Consider the following 17,388-nt stretch of genomic DNA (forward strand, 5'->3'; position numbering starts at 1 on the left):
GACTGGTGATGCGAAGCTCTCACACGGTATTCAGTTCCGGCAGAGCCGAATTCAGTCTCGGTGGACTGGGCCTTGGCGGGTGGTGGAGCGTCGGCGTCGTTGTTTCGGGTCGATCGTAGCTGGTGGGATAAACCAGGGTTTGTGATCATCGCCCATTTTGATTTCCCAGATGCCGCGGAATCCGCTGGTGCTGTGGATCAATCGATGGTGAGTTCGGCAGAGGAGGGTGAGGTTGTCCATCACCGTCAAGCCTCCGGTTGACCAGGGTTTTATATGGTGGGCATCGCACCAGGCCGGTACGGCATCACAGTTGGGGAAGGCGCAGCCTTTGTCCCGGGCAATCAACGCCGTGCGTTGCTCGGGTGTGACGAGGCGTTTGTGCGGGGTCGCATCCAGCGGTGCGCCGTTGCCGTCCATCAACACTGTGGAGAGCATGCAGTCACAGGCGAGCATCCGGGTCAGGCTCACACTGAGTGGTCCCATCCACGGCATGTACCCGACGTCCAGATCTTCGACATCAGGCTCATCGAAATCCGCTGCGACATCGCTGCGCATGGTGGCGCATTCCCGATGCTCGGCAAGGTCTTTCGCGGTGATGTGCACATTCACGTGCGGACGCTGACCGCCGTCGACACCGGTCATGGCGTTGTCGAGATAGCGGCGGATCAGTTCCGTGAAGGCGTCGGCGGTTCGTTTGGCAGCGGACCGCTGATCCGGGGTTCCTTCCGCTGCTGGCTTCGGCATCGACAAACCCGAGGGAGCCGACAACAACATTTCACCAGTGAGCGCGTCGAAATCACCCTTGATCGCCACCCGACCGTTGAGCGTCGGCGAAATCCGCAAGACATTGAGGTCATCGTCCTCACCCGGCGGGACATCGTCGGATTCGAACATCCGCTCCAAAACCGCAATCGCGTAGCGGAGTTTGACGGTGGTCGCCTCCACCCCGGATGCGGCAGCGAGAAGGGTCTTCATGCAAGACGGTAACGCCCTGTCCGGCATTCCTTTTGGCGGAGATTCACAGAACGCGACGATCATTGCCGCATGATCGAGCGAGAGGTCGCCGGCCTCGAACTGCGCGGCAACATCCGGGAATACCCGCAACGCGGCACCGAGAGCCGCGATCTTGTTACCGGCCGCATTCTGCAGCATCGTGTTCGCCGCCAACCACCGACCAACACCCCGGTAACACAGCACCTGCTCATCAGGATTGAGCGCCAACTCATCAACCGCGGCAACCCGAATCGCTTCCAACCGAAGAATCTCCGCAGACGCACTCACGGCAACGTCCCGAACCTCCGCCGGGCGCAATTGCCACAACCTGCCACGCACACCCGCAGCGGAGCCAGCTACAACATCCCCCACCGAAACAAAATCGCTGACTGTGGTCATCAGAGCCTCCCCACCCTTGACCACAATGATACTCGAACACTTATTCGAATCAAGAGACATATCGGGCACATCTGAAACCGAAGCGACACGCATGCGCGCCGGATCGCCCAGTCGACAGGAATGGCGCCCACAAAAACCCGAACGCGCCACGCCCCTACGCCCAGATGCAGGACGTTTACGTGATTCACTTCACAAATCGCGAGTCATATGACACTATTTCTAATTGAAATAGCCAGCTCACAGATTTTCATCGAAGAGGAGTAGTGGACGCGATGACTATGGCACTGGAGTCCCAAGTAGCGACCGTGAAGCTAGATTCCGCTGACCTGGGGGTTGACTCGACACCCACTGCCGTTCTCGACCGCGTCTCACTCGTCCTCGACACCTTCGACGGTCCTGGCCGCCTCACACTCGCCCAGATTGTTCGCCGCACCGGCCTTCCTCGGTCGTCCGCCCACCGCCTACTCGAGCGGCTGGTCTCGATGCGCTGGCTACGGCGCGACGGCCGCGACTACGAGCTCGGTATGCGCCTGGTCGAGTTGGGCTCTCTCGCCGTACACCAGGATCGCCTGCACACAGCTGCGTTGCCACTGCTGCACGAGCTGTATCGCGTCACTGGATTTGTTGTTCACCTCGGCATTCTCGACGGCTCCGATGTGGTGTATCTCGAGAAGATCGGCGGGCGCCTGGCCGCCGCTGTCCCGACGCGCGTCGGGGAACGGCGTCATGCTCCCACGACTGCCTTGGGGCAGGCGCTGCTCGCATTCGAGTCGCAATCCACAACGCATCCCCAGCGTGCCCGGATTCGGGAGGCCGGTGTGGCCTTCGAAAGTGGGAGTGGGTTGGCCGGCTTCAGCTGTCTGGCGGCACCGATCGGACTGCCCGGACGGGCAGTTGCCGCAGTGTCGATTTGTGGGCCGACGAAGGCGCTACGTAACGATCACATCAGTGCAGCACCCGTCCGCATGGCCGCGTCTGCGATCTGGCGTGCCATCGACGGTGGATCTCACACTGTCACACCGACTTTGCAGCGTCGGCAGCTGCTGCGAAACCTGCCCACCGCTGCCAGGGCGTGAGCAACACGTTGGTCATGACCGAGGGCAGCTGGTTACTCAGATATCGCGCTGATCCTGGGTGAGTGAGAGGACATGATCTTCGATGTCCTTCCATCGGCCAGGCGACACCGGGATCGGTGACCCGAGGGGATCATATTCGGCGACCTTGGCAAATTCTGCCGACGCCCGGTCGATATCGTCGAGTAGTTCACGCGCAAGGTCGATTTCAGCCCGGAAGTAGCGTACCGACCAACGCAATGTCATGACGGAGTACGCCCAGGCGGGCTCGTTTTCTGCGTGGTCTGCGTGAAGTTCCGCGCGTCGTAGTTGCTCCTCGACATTGGCGATATGCGCACCGACAAGTGCCTTGAGCCGTGGCGGGTCATTGAGATGCCCCATCCAAAGTCGAAGCATGACACCGTGTTTGAGTACGGGAACCTCCACAGGAGCTTCGCGCGACCAGGTGCGCACTGCCTCGGTTCCGGATTCGGTAATCGCGTACAGGCGCCGACCCCGCACTCCCGGTTCGGACACGACCCGCGATTCCACGAACCCGATTTTCTCGAGTTTCTTGAGCTCGGCATACACCTGACTGATGGACGGACTCCAGTAGAAGAACCCGACACTCCAGTCGGCCCATTTCTTGAGATCGTTGCCTGTCAGCTCCTCACCGAACGTGAGCGTTCCGAGGACCGCCCAACTCGTTGCGGGAAGTCCTCTGGACACGTCTTCGGTTGCGGACACGGACAGGAGTCTAACAATCGAACGACCAGGTGAGGTGCATCACAAACCGAGGTGCCCGCTTAGCGGGAGAGTTTCACGAATTGGCGGTCAAGGCTGCTGTCGTCATGTCGATGACGTTCGCTTGAAAGTCCGCCGCCGAGAGCGGCAATCGGCGGCGCCCGGTCAGATCACGTGCCCGGACGGCAAGCATTGCGGTGGCAAGCAGAATTGCGCCGCGCACACGCTCGTCCACCAGCGGGCCGGGCAGGTGGCCGATGGATTCGCGCAGCAACTCGATGGATCTGACGAGGCTGGGATACTTCGGCGGTACCTGATCTATCTGCTCGGGTTCGAGCTGATAGATGGTCTGGCCGAGAATGCGCAGGTACCTGCGGCCCGCTTCGCTGGTGAGCATCTCCCCCAGCGGCGCCACGATCAGTTCGACGCACTCGCGCGGGGTGACATCGCCTTGCCAGTTTGCCAGCATCACGGTTCGTCGAGACTCCAACTGCACCAGATACTTCTCCCGAATCGCCTGGAGTATGCCTTCGCGGGAGCCGAAGTGATACCGCAACGCCGACGGATTGCGTTGGCCCGCACCCGAAACGATGTCACCGACCAGGGTCGCCTCAATCCCCTTCGTGGCAAAGAGTTCTTCCGCGACTTCGAGAAGTTTTTGTTTGGTCGAGAGCTCTCCCGTACTCATGGCGCTTAGTGTACCTTTCCGATTACTACTAATAAGGAGTATTAATGAGCCCCTTGAGATCAATGACCCCGGCCAGGTTCGGATCCCTACTCGTTGCCGCTACGACGGTGCTCGCGACAGGGTTCGGAAGCAGCACCGGAAGTATCGACGGAAGCCTCGAACCCGACACATCTGTCTATGCAGACACAGGTTGGGTTACCCTGCACGGCGATTCGGGCAATCGCCGTCAGCAACTGGGGGTTCAACCCGCGCAGAGTTACACCCGGTGGACAGCTCTGCAGGGTGCCTCGATTCTCACCGCTCCCACAATGCTGCCCAACGGAAACCTGGCCATCACCACAGGCAAGGCCGAGGGCAGCGCCAACCTCCACGTGCTCGACAAGTTCGGCACCATCGTCTGGGAAACGCCGGCGTGGAGCGGCAAGACCGGCGTCGACTCGGCCGCGATCATCTCCTCCCCCATCATCGACGCCGACGGCAACATCTTTGTCAGCGACGCCGATCAACTGTGGTCGTACACCAGTGGCGGCGCCCTGCGTTGGGTCATCGACCTACCGGCAGCGCCCAGCCCCAACCCCTTTGCCGACGGATCGCGGGCGATCAATCCCTTTGTCACAGCCGCTTTCACCAAGGACGGTGCAGTTTTCGGCACCACCGTATTCGGTCAGGTGATGGTGGTCGACCGGGCCACCGGAGAGCTGCGCGCACCCGTGTTCCAGCTTCCCGGCTCAATAGCCAAGCGGCACACAAAAACTCCGATGTCACCGAACATGTGGGCCGGCGGAATGATGGACCCTGCCATCAAGGATCCCATCTTCCAGATCATCATGGGCGGCATAGTCCAGAGCGCAAACACTCCCGCAGTGGACTCGGTGACCGGACGCGTCTACGTCGCGGCAACCGACAAGGAACAAGACAAGGGCGCGCTCTACGGCCTCGACATCACCCCACCGAAGAACGGTGCCCCCGGCTCGATTTCCATTGCCTTTGCGGCGCAGATGGGCCCAGGTAGCGGTTCGAGCCCCGTTATCTCGCCCGACGGCAAAACCGTCTACACGTGTGACGACGAGGGACTCCTCTATGCATTCGATGCTGCATCCGGCAAGGAACTCTGGAACGCTCCGTCCGGCGCTGCTGCCGCCGCGGTAGCCGTGGACGCGCAAGGATCTATCTACGCACTCACCAATCCCGGCGTCCTCTCCGCATACAGTGCCGCAGGCGCAAAGCTCTGGGACGCCGATCTCAGCGAGCTGACAAACGCAACGCTCCCGGTCAGCGACGTGTACGGCGCGCCCATCGTGCGCGGCAACGGCAACCCGACGGTTGTGAACGGCTCAATTCTGATCGAAGTCTTCTACGGCTACGACGTCCCGATCCAGGGCTACCCCGTCTCGGTGCCGGTGAAGTCCGCCATCGTCGACATCGATCCGGCCACCGGAAAGGGCATGCGCAACATCGGCTTCGCCACCGACACCACAGAAGGGATTCTGGCGGTCACTCCGGACGGACGAATCTTCTCGACCTTGGGCGTCATGACGTCGACGGCTGTTGCGCCACTCGCGCCGATGATCAACCCGACGCTGCCGGACGGACTCGAACTGATTGCACCGTCCGGCGGACTCGACGGGTTCATCCCGAACCCGTAGGGCAGCGCTTCTACTGACCGGGAGTGCAGAGGCGACCGGGTGGATCGGGATCCTGGGCAGAAGTGTGTTCGCTGCCATTGAGTGGGACTGGCGCTGGATTACCTCGCCGTTGCCCCACATCGTAGGGACTCACACCCTGTTTGCAGAGCTTTGATCGAGGAGAGACACATGTCCGTAGAAAATGCCGCACCGCCGGCGCTGGACGGGCGCACACTGCGCGACGTGATGAGCAACTTCTGCACCGGCGTCACGGTGATCACCGCTCACGACGGTGATTCCCCACTCGGATTCACGTGCCAGTCCTTGGTCTCGGTTTCTCTCGATCCTCCGTTGCTGTCGTTCTGCCCGGCCAAGACGTCGACGAGTTGGCCGAAACTGCGTGAAGCCGGATCTATCTGCATCAACGTTCTTGCGCACGATCAGAAGGACATGTGCTCGGCTTTCGCTCGCGGCGGCACTGACAAGTTCAGTGGTGTCGACTGGGAAGCAGGCTCCAACGGCGCGCCTGCCCTCGACGGCGCCCTGGCCCGTATCGAAGCCACCATCGAAAACGAGCACGATGCAGGCGATCACACCATCGTCGTTGCACGCATCACGGATCTGACCGTGCTGCGCCACGACGGCCCGCTGCTCTTCTACCGTGGCGGTTTCGGTCGCTTCGACGCCTAAGCCTCCGACAAGCCGCCGACGTTTGAACTGGGCGTCCCGCTGCGTGGGAGACATCGACGATAGGGACGATCAGAAGCGATAACGTCCGGTGAGGTCGGCGCCCACCGCCGACCTCACCGGGACACAACTGATCGGATTACGACGATGACTACTGTCGAACCAGATATCACCGCTGCGATCACCGCGACCGTCACCGCGTACCTCGACGCGGTTTCCCGCGGATCGAGCGCAGACATCGCAGCCCTGTACGCGGAGAACGGAACTCTCGAGGATCCCGTGGGCAGCGAACCCGTTGTCGGCCGCGAGGCGATTGCCGCATTCTTCGGTGCCCTCGAAGGTCGCACGCAGGAGATCGAACTCCTGACCCTGCGTGTCAGCGGTTCCAGCGCGGCGTTCCATTTCCGCGTCGTGACACCGATGGGTGACAAGATCTACGAGGTCTCCCCCATCGACGTGATGACCTTCGACGAGAACGCCAAGATCACCAGCACGCGCGCGTTCTGGGCGATGTCGGACATGGCCGTACGCTGATGCGGCAGGTCAGCTGCCGCAATTGCGGCAACCGAGTACTCATCGAGAAGTACAGCAACGCGCACACCAGCGTGCAGTGGCTCGAGGATTCCGAGCAGGTCTGCCCGGAACTTGCGCGCCCGTCGGATAATCCGTATGCACAGCGTTCGTGCTCGTCGTTGCGTCAGACCATCAACGACCTTGCCGACGCCGGAGCCGTCGAAATGAGCGAGCGCAGCTATCCCGTTCCCGGTTCCCTGTACTGAACAGGACTTCTCTCGCTCACTGGGAAGCTACATGTACGACGCAATTGCGGCGCCATAGCTTTGTGACATGGATAACAATGTCGACGTAATTGTCATCGGTTCGGGAGCTGCAGGATCGGCTGCAGCTTTGCAAGCACACGCTGACGGCGCATCAGTGGTGATCCTGGAGAAGTGCGGACCTGACAACGCCGGCGGTAACACCCGATTGTCCGGCGGTGGATGGTTCGTCAACCAGGATCCCGCTGCGGCCCGAACGTTCCTGCGCGCCTTGAACGGCTCGTTCACCGTCGTCGACGACGTGATCGACGCGTGGGCCGAGAACACACACGGGCTTTCGGACTGGCTGCGCGAGCTGGATGCACCGGTGTCGATGTCCGGTGAGTTCCATTCCACGGCGGAGTACGCCGAGCTCGACGGAAGTTCTTGCTACGCAGGGATGGACACCATCGGTGGGGCCATGGGCAACGAACTGCTCTACCGCTTCCTCGTCTCGGCCCTCGCGGAACGCGGCATCACAACACTATTCGACACCGAGGCGACCGCACTGCTGACGGACGAGTCCGGAGCAGTGATCGGAGTCGAAACCGTCTCGGGTGGAACAACTTCGCAGATGTACGCTCGTCGGGGTGTCATCCTGGCGACCGGCGGCTTCGAGGCCAACCCGGCCATGGTCCGCGACTACCTCCGCCTCGAGAACCCGAAAATCTGGGGATCACCGTCGGCAACCGGCGACGGCCATCGCATGGCCCAGGCAGTTGGTGCCGACCTGTGGCACATGAACAACATGATGACCATTACCGGAATCTCCGGCGACACAGACGATCCGTCCGGGCACTACCTCGCATTGTGGAACGCACACAACTACGTGTTCCTCAGCCAGGAGGGACGCCGATTCACCTGCGAGTCGGCCGAAATGCGCCACGGCCATGTGTTCAAAGAAGGTTCCTACCAACACTTTCCGGTCCGGTCGATGAACATCGTGTTCGACGAAACCATGAGGTTGGCCGGGCCACTGAGCCCCGGCCGCGACGTACTGGCTGTCGGGCGTCTAGTTCTCGACGAGGGCTACGAGTGGAGCGCAGACAACCAAACCGAGATCGACAAGGGGTGGATCGTCAAGGCGGACACACTCGCCGAACTCGCCGACAAGCTGGGCCTGGACCCCGCCGTCGCGGAAACGAGTGTGCGACGCTACAACGAGGCATGCACTGCCGGTGTCGACGAGTCATTCGGTCGGGACCCCGCGACGTTGGCTCCCGTTGTCACTGCACCGTTCTACGCCGTATCCGGGCCGCCGCTCCTGGGGTGGAGCAACGGTGGCCCTCGCCGCGACGGCCACTCGCGTGTACTCGACACCGCCGGTAATCCGATTTCCGGACTCTACGCGGCAGGCACCGTCAGTTCCACGTACAGCGCAGCCAAAGACGGCGGATTCCACATCGCCGACGCCCTCGCGTTCGGTCGTGTTGCCGGTGCCCATGCGGCCACCCGGGTCAGCGCCGACGCCTGAGCTAGGAGCGGGCGGCTTTGACCGCGTCGAAGAACGCGATCACGGCCGCCTCGTCGTCCGGTGGAACCGTCAGAGAAGCACGCGCTCCGGCGACGGCAATGGAGTCGTCGGCAAGCCGATTGCCGATCGTCAGTTTCAGGCCTGACTTCGTCGGCTTTGCTTTCACCCCAATGTGTTCGACGTGCCAGCGGCATACCTCACTGGTGCTCGCCGCGGTCCGGTCGAACACCTCGACGGTGCGGTGGTCGAGCACCAGGATGATGTTCGGGCCGACTGTCACTTCGAGATAGCGTCGTTCCGTCACGGTGTGCGCCTTTCGGTTAGGTGGAACCGACGCTACACACCGTGACGGATCTCAACGGGACGAGCTACCCGCGTCCACGGGCAATGCGACGGACGTGATGTAGCGGGCCTCGTCGGAGGAGAGGAACAGTGCCGCGTTTGCCACGTCTACCGGCTCGATCCACGGTATCGCGAGCATGTTCATCGTCATCGCCGCTTCGGCGAACTCTTCGCGCGTCGGATTTTCCAGATCGGGGCGAAACTTACTGCTCACCGCGGGGTTCTGAATCATCGGTGTATCCACGTTGGTGGGGTGCACGGTATTGACCCGCACGTTGTGCGGCGCCAATTCCTTTGCCAGTGACCGCATCAAGCCCACGACGCCGTGCTTGGCTGCCGTGTAGTGCGCAACACCGACGAGCCCTCTGAGCCCGGCGATGGAACTGGTGAGCGTCATCGATCCCCCACCACGCGCGATCAGATGCGGCGCAGCGACGACAGTGGTGTGCCACACGCCGGTCAGGTTCACGTCCAGCATCGTCTGCCACATGTCTTCCGACATCGACAAGGCACTGTCCGAGGACGTGATACCCGCTGTTGCGCAGACGATGTCGAGTCCACCGAGTGATCCGACCGCCGAATCGACAGCACTTCGCAGCGCCTCGAGATCCCGAACGTCCACCACCGCTGATTCGATGCGCCGTCCCAGAGCCCTTACCTGCGCGACGGTATCCGCAAGATCGGCTTCGGTCGACGGCGGCGTGAGCGTCGTGTCCACCGAGGCACACACGTCAATCGCGACGATGTCTGCGCCCTCTTCGGCAAAACGCACGGCCTGAGCCCGTCCGATTCCCCGTGCCGCACCGGTGACCAGTGCGATCTTTCCCTCGAGTCTCATCAATTCACACCTTCTGGGTCAGGCCGGCGTCGACCACCAACTGACAGCCGGTCATGTAGCGGGACTCCTCGGACGCAAGAAACAGCACGGCGTTGCTCACGTCCACCGGATCAACCCAAGGCACTGGCAACAAGTTTCGAGCACTCAGGACGGCCGCGGCGTCGGATTCCGTAGGATTCTCGATGCCTGGGCACAGGTTCGCAAATACCCGTTCGTTGATGATCATCGGTGTTCGCACCGAACCCGGATGCACTGAGTTGACGCGAATACTCTGCGCTCCCAACTCGTTGGCCAGGGTTCGAGCCAGTCCGACGACGGCGTGCTTGGCGGAACTGTAATGACCCGCTCCGGCAATGCCTTTGATTCCTGCCGTCGAACTGACCAGAACAACAGATCCGCCGTTGCCGAAGTGCGGAACACACGCTTTCACGGTGTGCCAGGTTCCGGTCAGATTGACGTCGAGCGAACGGTTCCACACGGACGGGTCGATGGTCCACGTAGGTCCGGGCGTGTCGTAGACGCCTGCGTTGGCAACAACGACGTCCAGCCCGCCGATTTCGGCGACGCAGTCCGCCACCACTGCTGCGAGTTCCTCGTAGTTGCGGATGTCAGCAATGCCCGTGACCGCCGCGCCGCCGAGATCACGCACGGCCGAGGCGGTTTCATCCAGTCCGGACGCCGCCATATCCAACGCGATCACCGACGCACCCTCCTCGGCGAGCCGAATGCAATGCGCACGCCCCATGCCGCCGGCCGCCCCGGTCACCAATACGCGCGCGCCCGCGAGCCGCCTCATGCGTGGACCGCGCTGTTCAGTTCGAAGCCTCGATATCCCTGCGCTGCGACGTCCGCGCAGATGTCGCTGTAGACGCCGAACCCGCCGATGAAGGGCATGAAGATCCGCGTCTTGCCGGGAATGTTTGCACCCATGTACCAGGAGTTGGCCGAAGGAAACAGTGTGGCCGACGCTCGTCGTGAGCACTCCTCGAGCCATCCGTCGACTGCTTCGACGCTGGGTTCGATGGTGGTCAGATTATTCGCGTCGAGATGGGCAATTGCGTCCGCAATCCAGTCGACGTGCTGTTCTGCCGCGAGGATCATGTTCGACAGAACGCTCGGGCTGCCTGGTCCGGTCACGACAAAGAGGTTCGGGAATCCGTTGACCCCGAGTCCCAGATACGTTCTCGGCCCGGCATGCCAGTTCTCACGCAGGGTTTCCCCGCCGCGTCCACGGATGTCGATTCGGTCGAGTGCACCGGTCATCGCGTCGAATCCGGTGGCAAACACCAGCGCATCCAGGTCGTAGTGAGATTCGGTGGTCTTGATCCCGGTCGCGTCGATCGCTTCGATCGGAGCCTTCTTCAGGTTGACCAAGGTGACGTTGTCCCGGTTGTACGTCTGGTAGTAGTTCGTGTCCGTCACAATGCGCTTGGTTCCGATCGGATGGTCGTTCGGGATCAGGAGATCCGCGATCGACTGGTCTTCCACAACGGAACGGATCTTGGTCTCGGCGAACTCTCGTGCCGTGTCATTGGCTTCGAGGTTGCTGGTCTGATCGGCAAATGTCTTGCCGAACAGCACTCCCCCGAGGCGCCAACGTTCCTCGTACGCTGCGGTCCGCTCGTCTTCGGGAACCTCCAGCGCGCTTCGCGAGTCCGAGATGAACGGTGAGCCGCCGCCGCTGCGCTTGCTGAGCGCACGACGCTCGGCATAGCTTGCCTTGATCTCGGCGCGGCGTGCGTCGTCAAGAGGTGTGTTTCCTGCCGGGACACTGTAATTCGCCGATCGCTGGAACACATACAGATGATCGGCTTGCTCGGCGATCAGAGGCACCGACTGGATTCCCGACGATCCGGTGCCGATGACACCCACTCGCTTTCCAGTGAAGTCGACGCCTTCGTGCGGCCAGAACCCGGTGTGAAAAACATCCCCCGCGAAGGAATCTCGCCCGTCGATGTTCGGCATGTTCGCCGTCGAGAGACTGCCAGTGGCGCACACCACAAAGCGGGACGTGACGTCATGCCCGGTGGTGGTCTGCACTCGCCAGAGCGCCGATTCCTCTTCGAAGTGCGCGCTCTTCACCCGCGTGTCGAAGGTGAAACCGCTCCGCAGGTCGAACCGATCCGCCACGTGGTCCAGGTATTCGAGAATCTCGGGCTGCGCAGCGTACTTCTCACTCCAGTCCCAATCCTGTTGCAGCTCTTCGGAGAATGAGAATGAGTAATCAAAGCTCTCGACGTCGCAGCGAGCCCCCGGGTAGCGGTTGAAGTACCACGTTCCACCAACTCCGGAGCCGGCTTCGAAGCCGTGGACACGCAGTCCCTGCTTGCGGAGTCGGTACATGGCGTACAGGCCTGCGACGCCGGCGCCGATGACTACGACGTCGAGTGGTGCGGTGGAGATATCAGGATCGGTCATGCTGAAAACGGTACGAGTTGCTCCATCGGTTCCGGAACGGCTTCTCCCGGTGGATGGGCAGTCATGATCACGCCTGACTCGTTTCAATCGCGTTGAGAGTTAATGACCCCGCAGTTACACCTGGGGAAACGGGCAAACGGGTCTCCTAACATTCGGGAGTCCCATCAGCCCTGTATTCGAAGAAGGTCTTTGTGAAGTCCGCTCAACGCAAGGTTTTAATACCTGCACTTTCCGCAACATTTTCCATAGCAATCGTTATCTCGACCGCAGTCGGCGCCGGGGCTCAGCCGATCAATTTCCCTACCACCGGATCTGCCTTTCTCGATACCGGTTCCCTGAGCGGAAGCACGGATCCCGCGCTAGCGCAGCGAATCAACGCAGCATTTGCCGCGCATGGCATTCCCGGAGCACAGGTCGTGTACACGGACGGCAAGGGACGACAGGAGTTCAACTACGGTGTCTCGAGCGTCGAGACCGGCAACGCCGTCACGTCGGATACCGTCTTCGAGGCCGCCTCGCTGACCAAAGTGGTGGCGTCGTACGTTGTCCTCCAACTGGTGGACGAGGGTGTCATCGATCTCGATCGGCCACTGTCCGAGTATTTTGAATACTCACGCATCGCGGCCGATCCTGCGGCCCACAAGATCACCGCCAGAATGGCGCTGACGCACACCACAGGCCTGCCCAACTGGGCGACCGGCCCATCGAGTGCAGAGTTCGAGACCACGCCGGTCAGTACTACTTTCGAACCCGGGACCCAGTGGTCATACTCGGGTGAAGGCTTCTATTACCTGCAGAAGACCGTCGAGTCGCTCACCGGCACACCGTTTGCGGAACTTGCCTCGCAGCGCGTCTTCCAGCGTTTCGGAATGACAAGCAGCGACTTACTGACCAACCCGGCCTTCGAGGCCGTCACCGCGGTCGGTCATACCGCCGACGGCACGGCAAAGGCCCTGCGCAACTTTCCCCGGGCAAACGTCGCGTACACCCTGAAGACGACGGCCGGCGACTACTCGAAGTTCCTGCGCGGAGCACTTCTCGCGGGCGAAGGACTCGAACCTGCAACTCGGGACATGATGTTCACCGCTGCCGGCAGCGCTGACCACGGTGGCAGCAACAAAGACGCGATCGACCACATCAAGTGGGGCCTCGGCATCGGACTGCAGGAAAATGAACTCGGAAAGGCGATTTGGCACTGGGGCGACAACGGCGCGTTCAAAGCCTTCTTCATCGCTTACCCCGAGACAGGTCGCAGTGTTGTGATCATGACAAACAGCGAAAGCGGACTCGAAGCGGTCAACGACGTCGTTCACGAGTTCTTCGGTCCCATGACGATGTATGCCACGGACTGGATCAAGCAAGCCGAGTAAATTCACCCTTCGGACGGCTGCGGCCCGACATCACGAAGATGTCGGGCCGCAACCGTTCTGGAGCATTCAGGCGCGCTCGACCAGCACGCAGCGCGCACCGCTGAAGATAGTCGGCATGCACTTGTTGCAGTGGATGCACAGCGATCGGGTATCGGATTCTGCCGCAATCCGATTCACCAGGTCGGGTTCGCGGAGCAAGGCACGAGCCATCGCGACGAACTCGAATCCTTCCGCCATTGCAGTGTCCATGCCGGCTTTGTCTGTGACACCGCCGAGCAGCACCAACGGCAACTTCACCGCAGCACGGATCTGCCGAGCCTCTTCCAGCATGAACAGCGGCTTGTAGGGATACGCATGCAACATGCTCTTACCCACGAGATGCACACCCAGTCGAACCGGTTGCGGCATCGCGGCAGCGAACTCACGGATCGGCGCGTCGCCCTTGAACAGGTACATCGGATTGAGCAGCGAACTGCCCATCGTCAATTCCAACGCGTCGACACTGCCGGACGCCTCCAGCCACTGCGCCACCTGAATCGCTTCGTCCACCCAGAATCCGCCTGGCACACCGTCATCCATGTTGAGCTTGGCCAAGATCGCAATCTTGTCGCCGACAGCGTCACGAACGCTGCGTGCGGTCTCGAGAACAACCCGGGCCCTGTTCTCGAGCGATCCACCGTAGGAATCTTTGCGACGGTTCAGTTTCGGGCTCAGGAACGAGCTCGCGAAGTAATTGTGGCCGAAGTGGATTTCGACTGCGTCGAATCCTGCCTCGACAGCAAGTTGTGCGGCGCTGCCGTGTGCGGCAGCAATGCGGGTGATGTCCGCGGTGGTTGCGGTGCGAATCATTCTCATGCTCAACGGATTAAATGAGCTCGACGGTGCAAGTGCGGGCAGTCCGGTCGACTTCTGATTCGCGACCGGGCCGGCGTGTCCGAGCTGAGCGGACGCGGCCGCACCTTCGCTGTGAATCGCGTCGGTGAGCCGTCGCAGTCCGGGCAGGGCATCGGGCCGCATCCATAGTTGGCCGTATTCGGTGCGTCCCTCGGGCGCAACTGCGCAGTACGCGACGGTAGACATTCCAACGCCGCCTGCTGCCGGGCGCCGATGAAATTCGATCAGGTCGTCAGTGACCAGTGCATCGGGAGTTTTGCCTTCAAACGTTGCGGACTTGATGATGCGGTTTCGCAGGGTCACCGGACCGAGCTTTGCCGGAGCGAGCACATCAGGAGCAGTCATCGAGTTTGCCTCTCACAGGAGTTGTTCGACGACGGTAGGCGCATGCTCGACGGCTGGCTACGGGCCGTGCCACGGAGCGGGAGACAACTTCAGCCCGGCCGTGGTGGCCGGGCTGAAGTCCTTTTCGCTGCTGTTCAGACGCGTCCGAAGTACGCGTCCTTGAGCACTGCCAGGTCGTCGATGTCCTTGGCGTCGGCGTCGAGAACCACCTTGCCGATGTCGAGGACCGTCACGTGATCGGCGACGCTCATCGCCGCCTCGACTGCCTGCTCCACCAGCAGGACCGCCAACCCGGTTTCCTTGAGTTGCTGGACGCGGTCCATCACCTCACCGACGATCACGGGAGCGAGACCGCCCGAAGGTTCGTCGAGCAGGAGCAACCTCGGCTGCGCCATCAGCGCCGCGCCGATCGCGAGCATCTGCTGCTGGCCGCCCGACATGGAACCGGCGGGAAGCGCACGCTTCTCCCCCAGGATCGGGAACATCTCGTACATGGATTCCACGGATTCCATGAGTTCGCCGCGTTTCACTTTGCGGGTGTACCCGCCGAGAAGAAGGTTCTGCTCCACGGTCTGCTTGTGGAAGACCCGCTTGCCCTCCTGCACGTACGCCATCCCCTGGCGCACCCGTTTGTGCGCGGGAACTCCGGTGATGTCGGCGCCGTCCATCTCGACAGTCCCAGACGCCACCTTGTTCAGCCCCGACAGAGCACGCAACGTGCTGGTCTTGCCGGCGCCGTTGCGGCCGAGCAGAGCCGTGACCTGGCCGGGATAGACGTCGAAGGAGACATCCCAGACGACGCGTAGATCGCCGTACCCGGTCTGCAGGTTGCGGACCTTGAGAATCGGTTCCATCACTTCACCTCACTGCTCTGATGGTCGACGGCACCGATTTCTTCGAGAAGCGCTTGTTCGTCACCGGATTTCACCCCGAGGTACTCACTGAGCACGCGTGGGTGGTGTTCGATGGCCGCCGCGTCACCGGTGGCGATCACCTGCCCCTGCGCCAACACCACGATCTCGTCCGCGAGTGAGAGTACGAGCCGGAAGTTGTGCTCCACCAACACCACTGTGGCCCCGGCATCGCGCAGTACCCGGATCAGATCTGCCAGACGTTCGAGTTCGTCCTCGTCGAGTCCCGATGCCACCTCGTCGAAGAGAACGACTCGCGGTTCGGCGATGACGGCGCGGGCAACTTCGAGCATACGACGCATCCCCAGTGGCAGCGACGTCGCGATCTCGTTGCGCAGGTGCGACATCCCGACCAACTCGAGCACCCGCTCGGCTTCGACGATGTCGGCTTTCGCGACCTTACGGAAGCTCGGCAACCGCAGCACAGCCGACGCCATGGACGCGCGGTGCACCGAATAGCGTCCGGAGGCAACAGCTTCCAGGACCGTGATGTTCTCGGGAATCGTCGGAGTCTGGAAGGTCCGAGCGACACCGACACGCGCCACCGTGTGCGGTGAGGATTGGGAGACCACCGTGTCGCCGATCGTGATCACGCCGGCATCTGCGGTGTAGAACCCGCAGATCATGTTGAGCATGGTCGTCTTACCCGAACCGTTGGGCCCGATCAACGCGGTGACCTTACCGGCCTCCGCGCTCAGGGTCGCGGCGTTGAGTGCCTGGTTGCCACCGAACGCCTTCGATACCCCGTCGACCACCAACCGAGCGCCGTTGATCGGCGCCAGTTCGACTGCGGCGCTGCCATCCTCCTTCGGAAGTACGGCGCCCAGCCCCGCCTTGCGATCGAGTTTCGAGACCAGCGAGCGGCCGACCTTCGTCAATCCACCCGAGAGCAGAACACCACCGATGATCAGGAAGCCGCCGTAGAAGATCAGCGAGTACTCCTGGAACGCCGTCGACTGATTGGGCCCGAGCTGCATGATCGCAGCACCGACTACAGCGCCGTACACGCTTGCCGCGCCGCCCAGGATCGATGCCGCCAGAACTGCTGTGGCAAAGGTGAACCCGAACGCTTCCGGGGAGATGAACAGGTCGGTGTTGGCGAACAACGCACCCGCCAGACCGGCCGGGAACGCGCCGATCGCATAGCCGAGCAGTTTCATCCGGAACACCGACACACCCTGCGAGGACGCCAACACCGGCGACTGCTTGAGGGTGCGGAACGCGATGCCGTGGCGTGAGACCACGAGGTTGCGCATCACCGCGAACCAGAGAACGGTCACGACGACGACCACCATGTAGTACTGCTGGGTGTCGAGTTCGGAACCGAAGAGCGTCGGCGGCTCCATGCCGGTGAGGCCGTTTCGGCCACCGGTCTTGCCGCCGAAGATCGCCAGTACGTCGGGCACGAGCAGTACCAGGAAGAACGACGTCATGGCGAGTGACCAATTGCCCAGGCGCAGACCGGGAACACCGGTCAGAATGCCGACGCCCAGAGCCACCGCACCGGACGCGGCGAGCTGGACCAGGATGTCGGTGTGACCGGCTTGCGACATCAGACCCGCGGTGTAGGCGCCGGCCGCGTACATCGCGGCCTGCCCGAGTGCCAGTTCACCGGCAAAGCCGAGGCTCAGGTTCAAGCCACTGACGACAAGCGCCAGGATGCACGCCAACTGAATCTGCCGCGACGTCGACAGGTCGAGCCCCATCACGGGCAGCAGCAAGATCACCACGGCCAGGACCAGCGGGAGGATCCAACTCGGAAGGGAACGGAAAGTCCGCCACGCGCTTACCAT

General features: G+C 62.0%; 17 protein-coding genes. 7 read left to right on the forward strand and 10 right to left on the reverse strand.

The genetic code is table 11. The features are described from left to right. Nucleotides 1–51: 51 nt before the first annotated feature. Nucleotides 52–1,392: an HNH endonuclease signature motif containing protein gene (locus tag C7T36_RS06300; RefSeq protein WP_045066613.1), complete on the reverse strand. Its 1,341-nt coding sequence runs from the start codon at nucleotides 1,390–1,392 to the stop codon at nucleotides 52–54. A 272-nt stretch (nucleotides 1,393–1,664) separates the two neighbouring features. Here C7T36_RS06300 and C7T36_RS06305 point away from each other — a divergent pair, with 272 nt between their 5' ends. Continuing rightward, a complete protein-coding gene (locus C7T36_RS06305) occupies nucleotides 1,665–2,468 on the forward strand; it encodes an IclR family transcriptional regulator (RefSeq protein ID WP_033235829.1) in 804 nt (267 codons plus the stop codon). Nucleotides 2,469–2,504: 36 nt separating this feature from the next. Here C7T36_RS06305 and C7T36_RS06310 read toward each other — a convergent pair whose 3' ends face one another. Continuing rightward, a complete protein-coding gene (locus tag C7T36_RS06310) occupies nucleotides 2,505–3,191 on the reverse strand; it encodes a PadR family transcriptional regulator (RefSeq protein ID WP_033235691.1) in 687 nt (228 codons plus the stop codon). A 73-nt stretch (nucleotides 3,192–3,264) separates the two neighbouring features. Then, complete coding sequence (locus C7T36_RS06315) at nucleotides 3,265–3,876, reverse strand: TetR/AcrR family transcriptional regulator (protein WP_052683308.1); 612 nt, start codon at nucleotides 3,874–3,876, stop codon at nucleotides 3,265–3,267. Between the two features lie 44 nt (nucleotides 3,877–3,920). Between C7T36_RS06315 and C7T36_RS06320 the strand changes: the two genes are divergently transcribed. The 5 genes from C7T36_RS06320 to C7T36_RS06340 all read left to right on the forward strand — a co-directional run bounded on the left by C7T36_RS06320 (nucleotide 3,921) and on the right by C7T36_RS06340 (nucleotide 8,477). Then, nucleotides 3,921–5,522 carry a PQQ-binding-like beta-propeller repeat protein gene (locus C7T36_RS06320; RefSeq protein ID WP_084702402.1) on the forward strand — a complete coding sequence of 534 codons (1,602 nt, stop codon included), beginning with the start codon at nucleotides 3,921–3,923 and terminating at the stop codon, nucleotides 5,520–5,522. Nucleotides 5,523–5,690: 168 nt separating this feature from the next. Further along, nucleotides 5,691–6,191, forward strand: coding sequence for a flavin reductase family protein (locus tag C7T36_RS06325; protein ID WP_045064125.1), 501 nt, complete (start codon nucleotides 5,691–5,693; stop codon nucleotides 6,189–6,191). Nucleotides 6,192–6,335: 144 nt separating this feature from the next. After that, on the forward strand, nucleotides 6,336–6,722 hold the full coding sequence (locus C7T36_RS06330) for a nuclear transport factor 2 family protein (RefSeq protein ID WP_033235694.1): 387 nt from the start codon (nucleotides 6,336–6,338) through the stop codon (nucleotides 6,720–6,722). Beyond that, on the forward strand, nucleotides 6,722–6,967 hold the full coding sequence (locus C7T36_RS06335) for a hypothetical protein (RefSeq protein WP_033235695.1): 246 nt from the start codon (nucleotides 6,722–6,724) through the stop codon (nucleotides 6,965–6,967). The genes C7T36_RS06330 and C7T36_RS06335 overlap by 1 nt, the downstream gene beginning before the upstream one ends. Before the next feature lie 67 nt (nucleotides 6,968–7,034). After that, nucleotides 7,035–8,477, forward strand: a complete 1,443-nt coding sequence (locus C7T36_RS06340) for an FAD-dependent oxidoreductase (RefSeq protein ID WP_045064127.1) — start codon at nucleotides 7,035–7,037, stop codon at nucleotides 8,475–8,477. Between the two features lies 1 nt (nucleotide 8,478). Here the strand turns inward: C7T36_RS06340 and C7T36_RS06345 are convergent, their stop codons facing one another. From C7T36_RS06345 to C7T36_RS06360, 4 genes are read right to left on the reverse strand one after another with little or no spacing between them, the layout of a single operon-like run. Then, nucleotides 8,479–8,781, reverse strand: coding sequence for a hypothetical protein (locus tag C7T36_RS06345; protein ID WP_045064128.1), 303 nt, complete (start codon nucleotides 8,779–8,781; stop codon nucleotides 8,479–8,481). A gap of 51 nt (nucleotides 8,782–8,832) precedes the next feature. Beyond that, complete coding sequence (locus C7T36_RS06350) at nucleotides 8,833–9,657, reverse strand: mycofactocin-coupled SDR family oxidoreductase (RefSeq protein ID WP_181317468.1); 825 nt, start codon at nucleotides 9,655–9,657, stop codon at nucleotides 8,833–8,835. Between the two features lie 4 nt (nucleotides 9,658–9,661). Further along, nucleotides 9,662–10,453, reverse strand: a complete 792-nt coding sequence (locus C7T36_RS06355; RefSeq protein ID WP_045064132.1) for a mycofactocin-coupled SDR family oxidoreductase — start codon at nucleotides 10,451–10,453, stop codon at nucleotides 9,662–9,664. Next, nucleotides 10,450–12,075, reverse strand: a complete 1,626-nt coding sequence (locus C7T36_RS06360; RefSeq protein ID WP_045064137.1) for an NAD(P)/FAD-dependent oxidoreductase — start codon at nucleotides 12,073–12,075, stop codon at nucleotides 10,450–10,452. The genes C7T36_RS06355 and C7T36_RS06360 overlap by 4 nt, the downstream gene beginning before the upstream one ends. 191 nt (nucleotides 12,076–12,266) lie before the next feature. On the opposite strand from C7T36_RS06360, the gene C7T36_RS06365 reads away from it, so the two are divergent. Continuing rightward, nucleotides 12,267–13,445, forward strand: coding sequence for a serine hydrolase (locus C7T36_RS06365; protein WP_045064139.1), 1,179 nt, complete (start codon nucleotides 12,267–12,269; stop codon nucleotides 13,443–13,445). A 66-nt stretch (nucleotides 13,446–13,511) separates the two neighbouring features. On the opposite strand, the gene C7T36_RS06370 is transcribed toward C7T36_RS06365, so the two are convergent. From C7T36_RS06370 to C7T36_RS06380, 3 genes are all read right to left on the reverse strand, one after another. Then, nucleotides 13,512–14,684, reverse strand: coding sequence for an NADH:flavin oxidoreductase (locus tag C7T36_RS06370; RefSeq protein ID WP_033235702.1), 1,173 nt, complete (start codon nucleotides 14,682–14,684; stop codon nucleotides 13,512–13,514). 134 nt (nucleotides 14,685–14,818) lie between these two features. Beyond that, nucleotides 14,819–15,538: an ABC transporter ATP-binding protein gene (locus tag C7T36_RS06375; protein WP_033235703.1), complete on the reverse strand. Its 720-nt coding sequence runs from the start codon at nucleotides 15,536–15,538 to the stop codon at nucleotides 14,819–14,821. After that, nucleotides 15,538–17,388, reverse strand: coding sequence for an ATP-binding cassette domain-containing protein (locus C7T36_RS06380; protein WP_045064142.1), 1,851 nt, complete (start codon nucleotides 17,386–17,388; stop codon nucleotides 15,538–15,540). Before C7T36_RS06380 ends, C7T36_RS06375 begins: the two co-directional genes overlap by 1 nt.

This window comes from Rhodococcus sp. AD45-ID, assembly GCF_003023755.1.
Lineage (GTDB): Bacteria > Actinomycetota > Actinomycetes > Mycobacteriales > Mycobacteriaceae > Rhodococcus_F > Rhodococcus_F globerula.

Bases quoted from the DNA above. Each gene is read 5' to 3' on its own strand.
- C7T36_RS06335 (WP_033235695.1), top strand. From the start codon at position 6,722: ATGCGGCAGGTCAGCTGCCGCAATTGCGGCAACCGAGTACTCATCGAG.
- C7T36_RS06320 (WP_084702402.1), top strand. From the start codon at position 3,921: ATGAGCCCCTTGAGATCAATGACCCCGGCCAGGTTCGGATCCCTACTC.
- C7T36_RS06300 (WP_045066613.1), bottom strand. From the start codon at position 1,392: ATGACCACAGTCAGCGATTTTGTTTCGGTGGGGGATGTTGTAGCTGGC.
- C7T36_RS06370 (WP_033235702.1), bottom strand. From the start codon at position 14,684: ATGACTGCTCCTGATGTGCTCGCTCCGGCAAAGCTCGGTCCGGTGACC.
- C7T36_RS06330 (WP_033235694.1), top strand. From the start codon at position 6,336: ATGACTACTGTCGAACCAGATATCACCGCTGCGATCACCGCGACCGTC.
- C7T36_RS06375 (WP_033235703.1), bottom strand. From the start codon at position 15,538: ATGGAACCGATTCTCAAGGTCCGCAACCTGCAGACCGGGTACGGCGAT.
- C7T36_RS06325 (WP_045064125.1), top strand. From the start codon at position 5,691: ATGTCCGTAGAAAATGCCGCACCGCCGGCGCTGGACGGGCGCACACTG.
- C7T36_RS06350 (WP_181317468.1), bottom strand. From the start codon at position 9,657: ATGAGACTCGAGGGAAAGATCGCACTGGTCACCGGTGCGGCACGGGGA.
- C7T36_RS06380 (WP_045064142.1), bottom strand. From the start codon at position 17,388: ATGGTAAGCGCGTGGCGGACTTTCCGTTCCCTTCCGAGTTGGATCCTC.
- C7T36_RS06340 (WP_045064127.1), top strand. From the start codon at position 7,035: ATGGATAACAATGTCGACGTAATTGTCATCGGTTCGGGAGCTGCAGGA.
- C7T36_RS06355 (WP_045064132.1), bottom strand. From the start codon at position 10,453: ATGAGGCGGCTCGCGGGCGCGCGCGTATTGGTGACCGGGGCGGCCGGC.
- C7T36_RS06315 (WP_052683308.1), bottom strand. From the start codon at position 3,876: ATGAGTACGGGAGAGCTCTCGACCAAACAAAAACTTCTCGAAGTCGCG.
- C7T36_RS06305 (WP_033235829.1), top strand. From the start codon at position 1,665: ATGACTATGGCACTGGAGTCCCAAGTAGCGACCGTGAAGCTAGATTCC.
- C7T36_RS06360 (WP_045064137.1), bottom strand. From the start codon at position 12,075: ATGACCGATCCTGATATCTCCACCGCACCACTCGACGTCGTAGTCATC.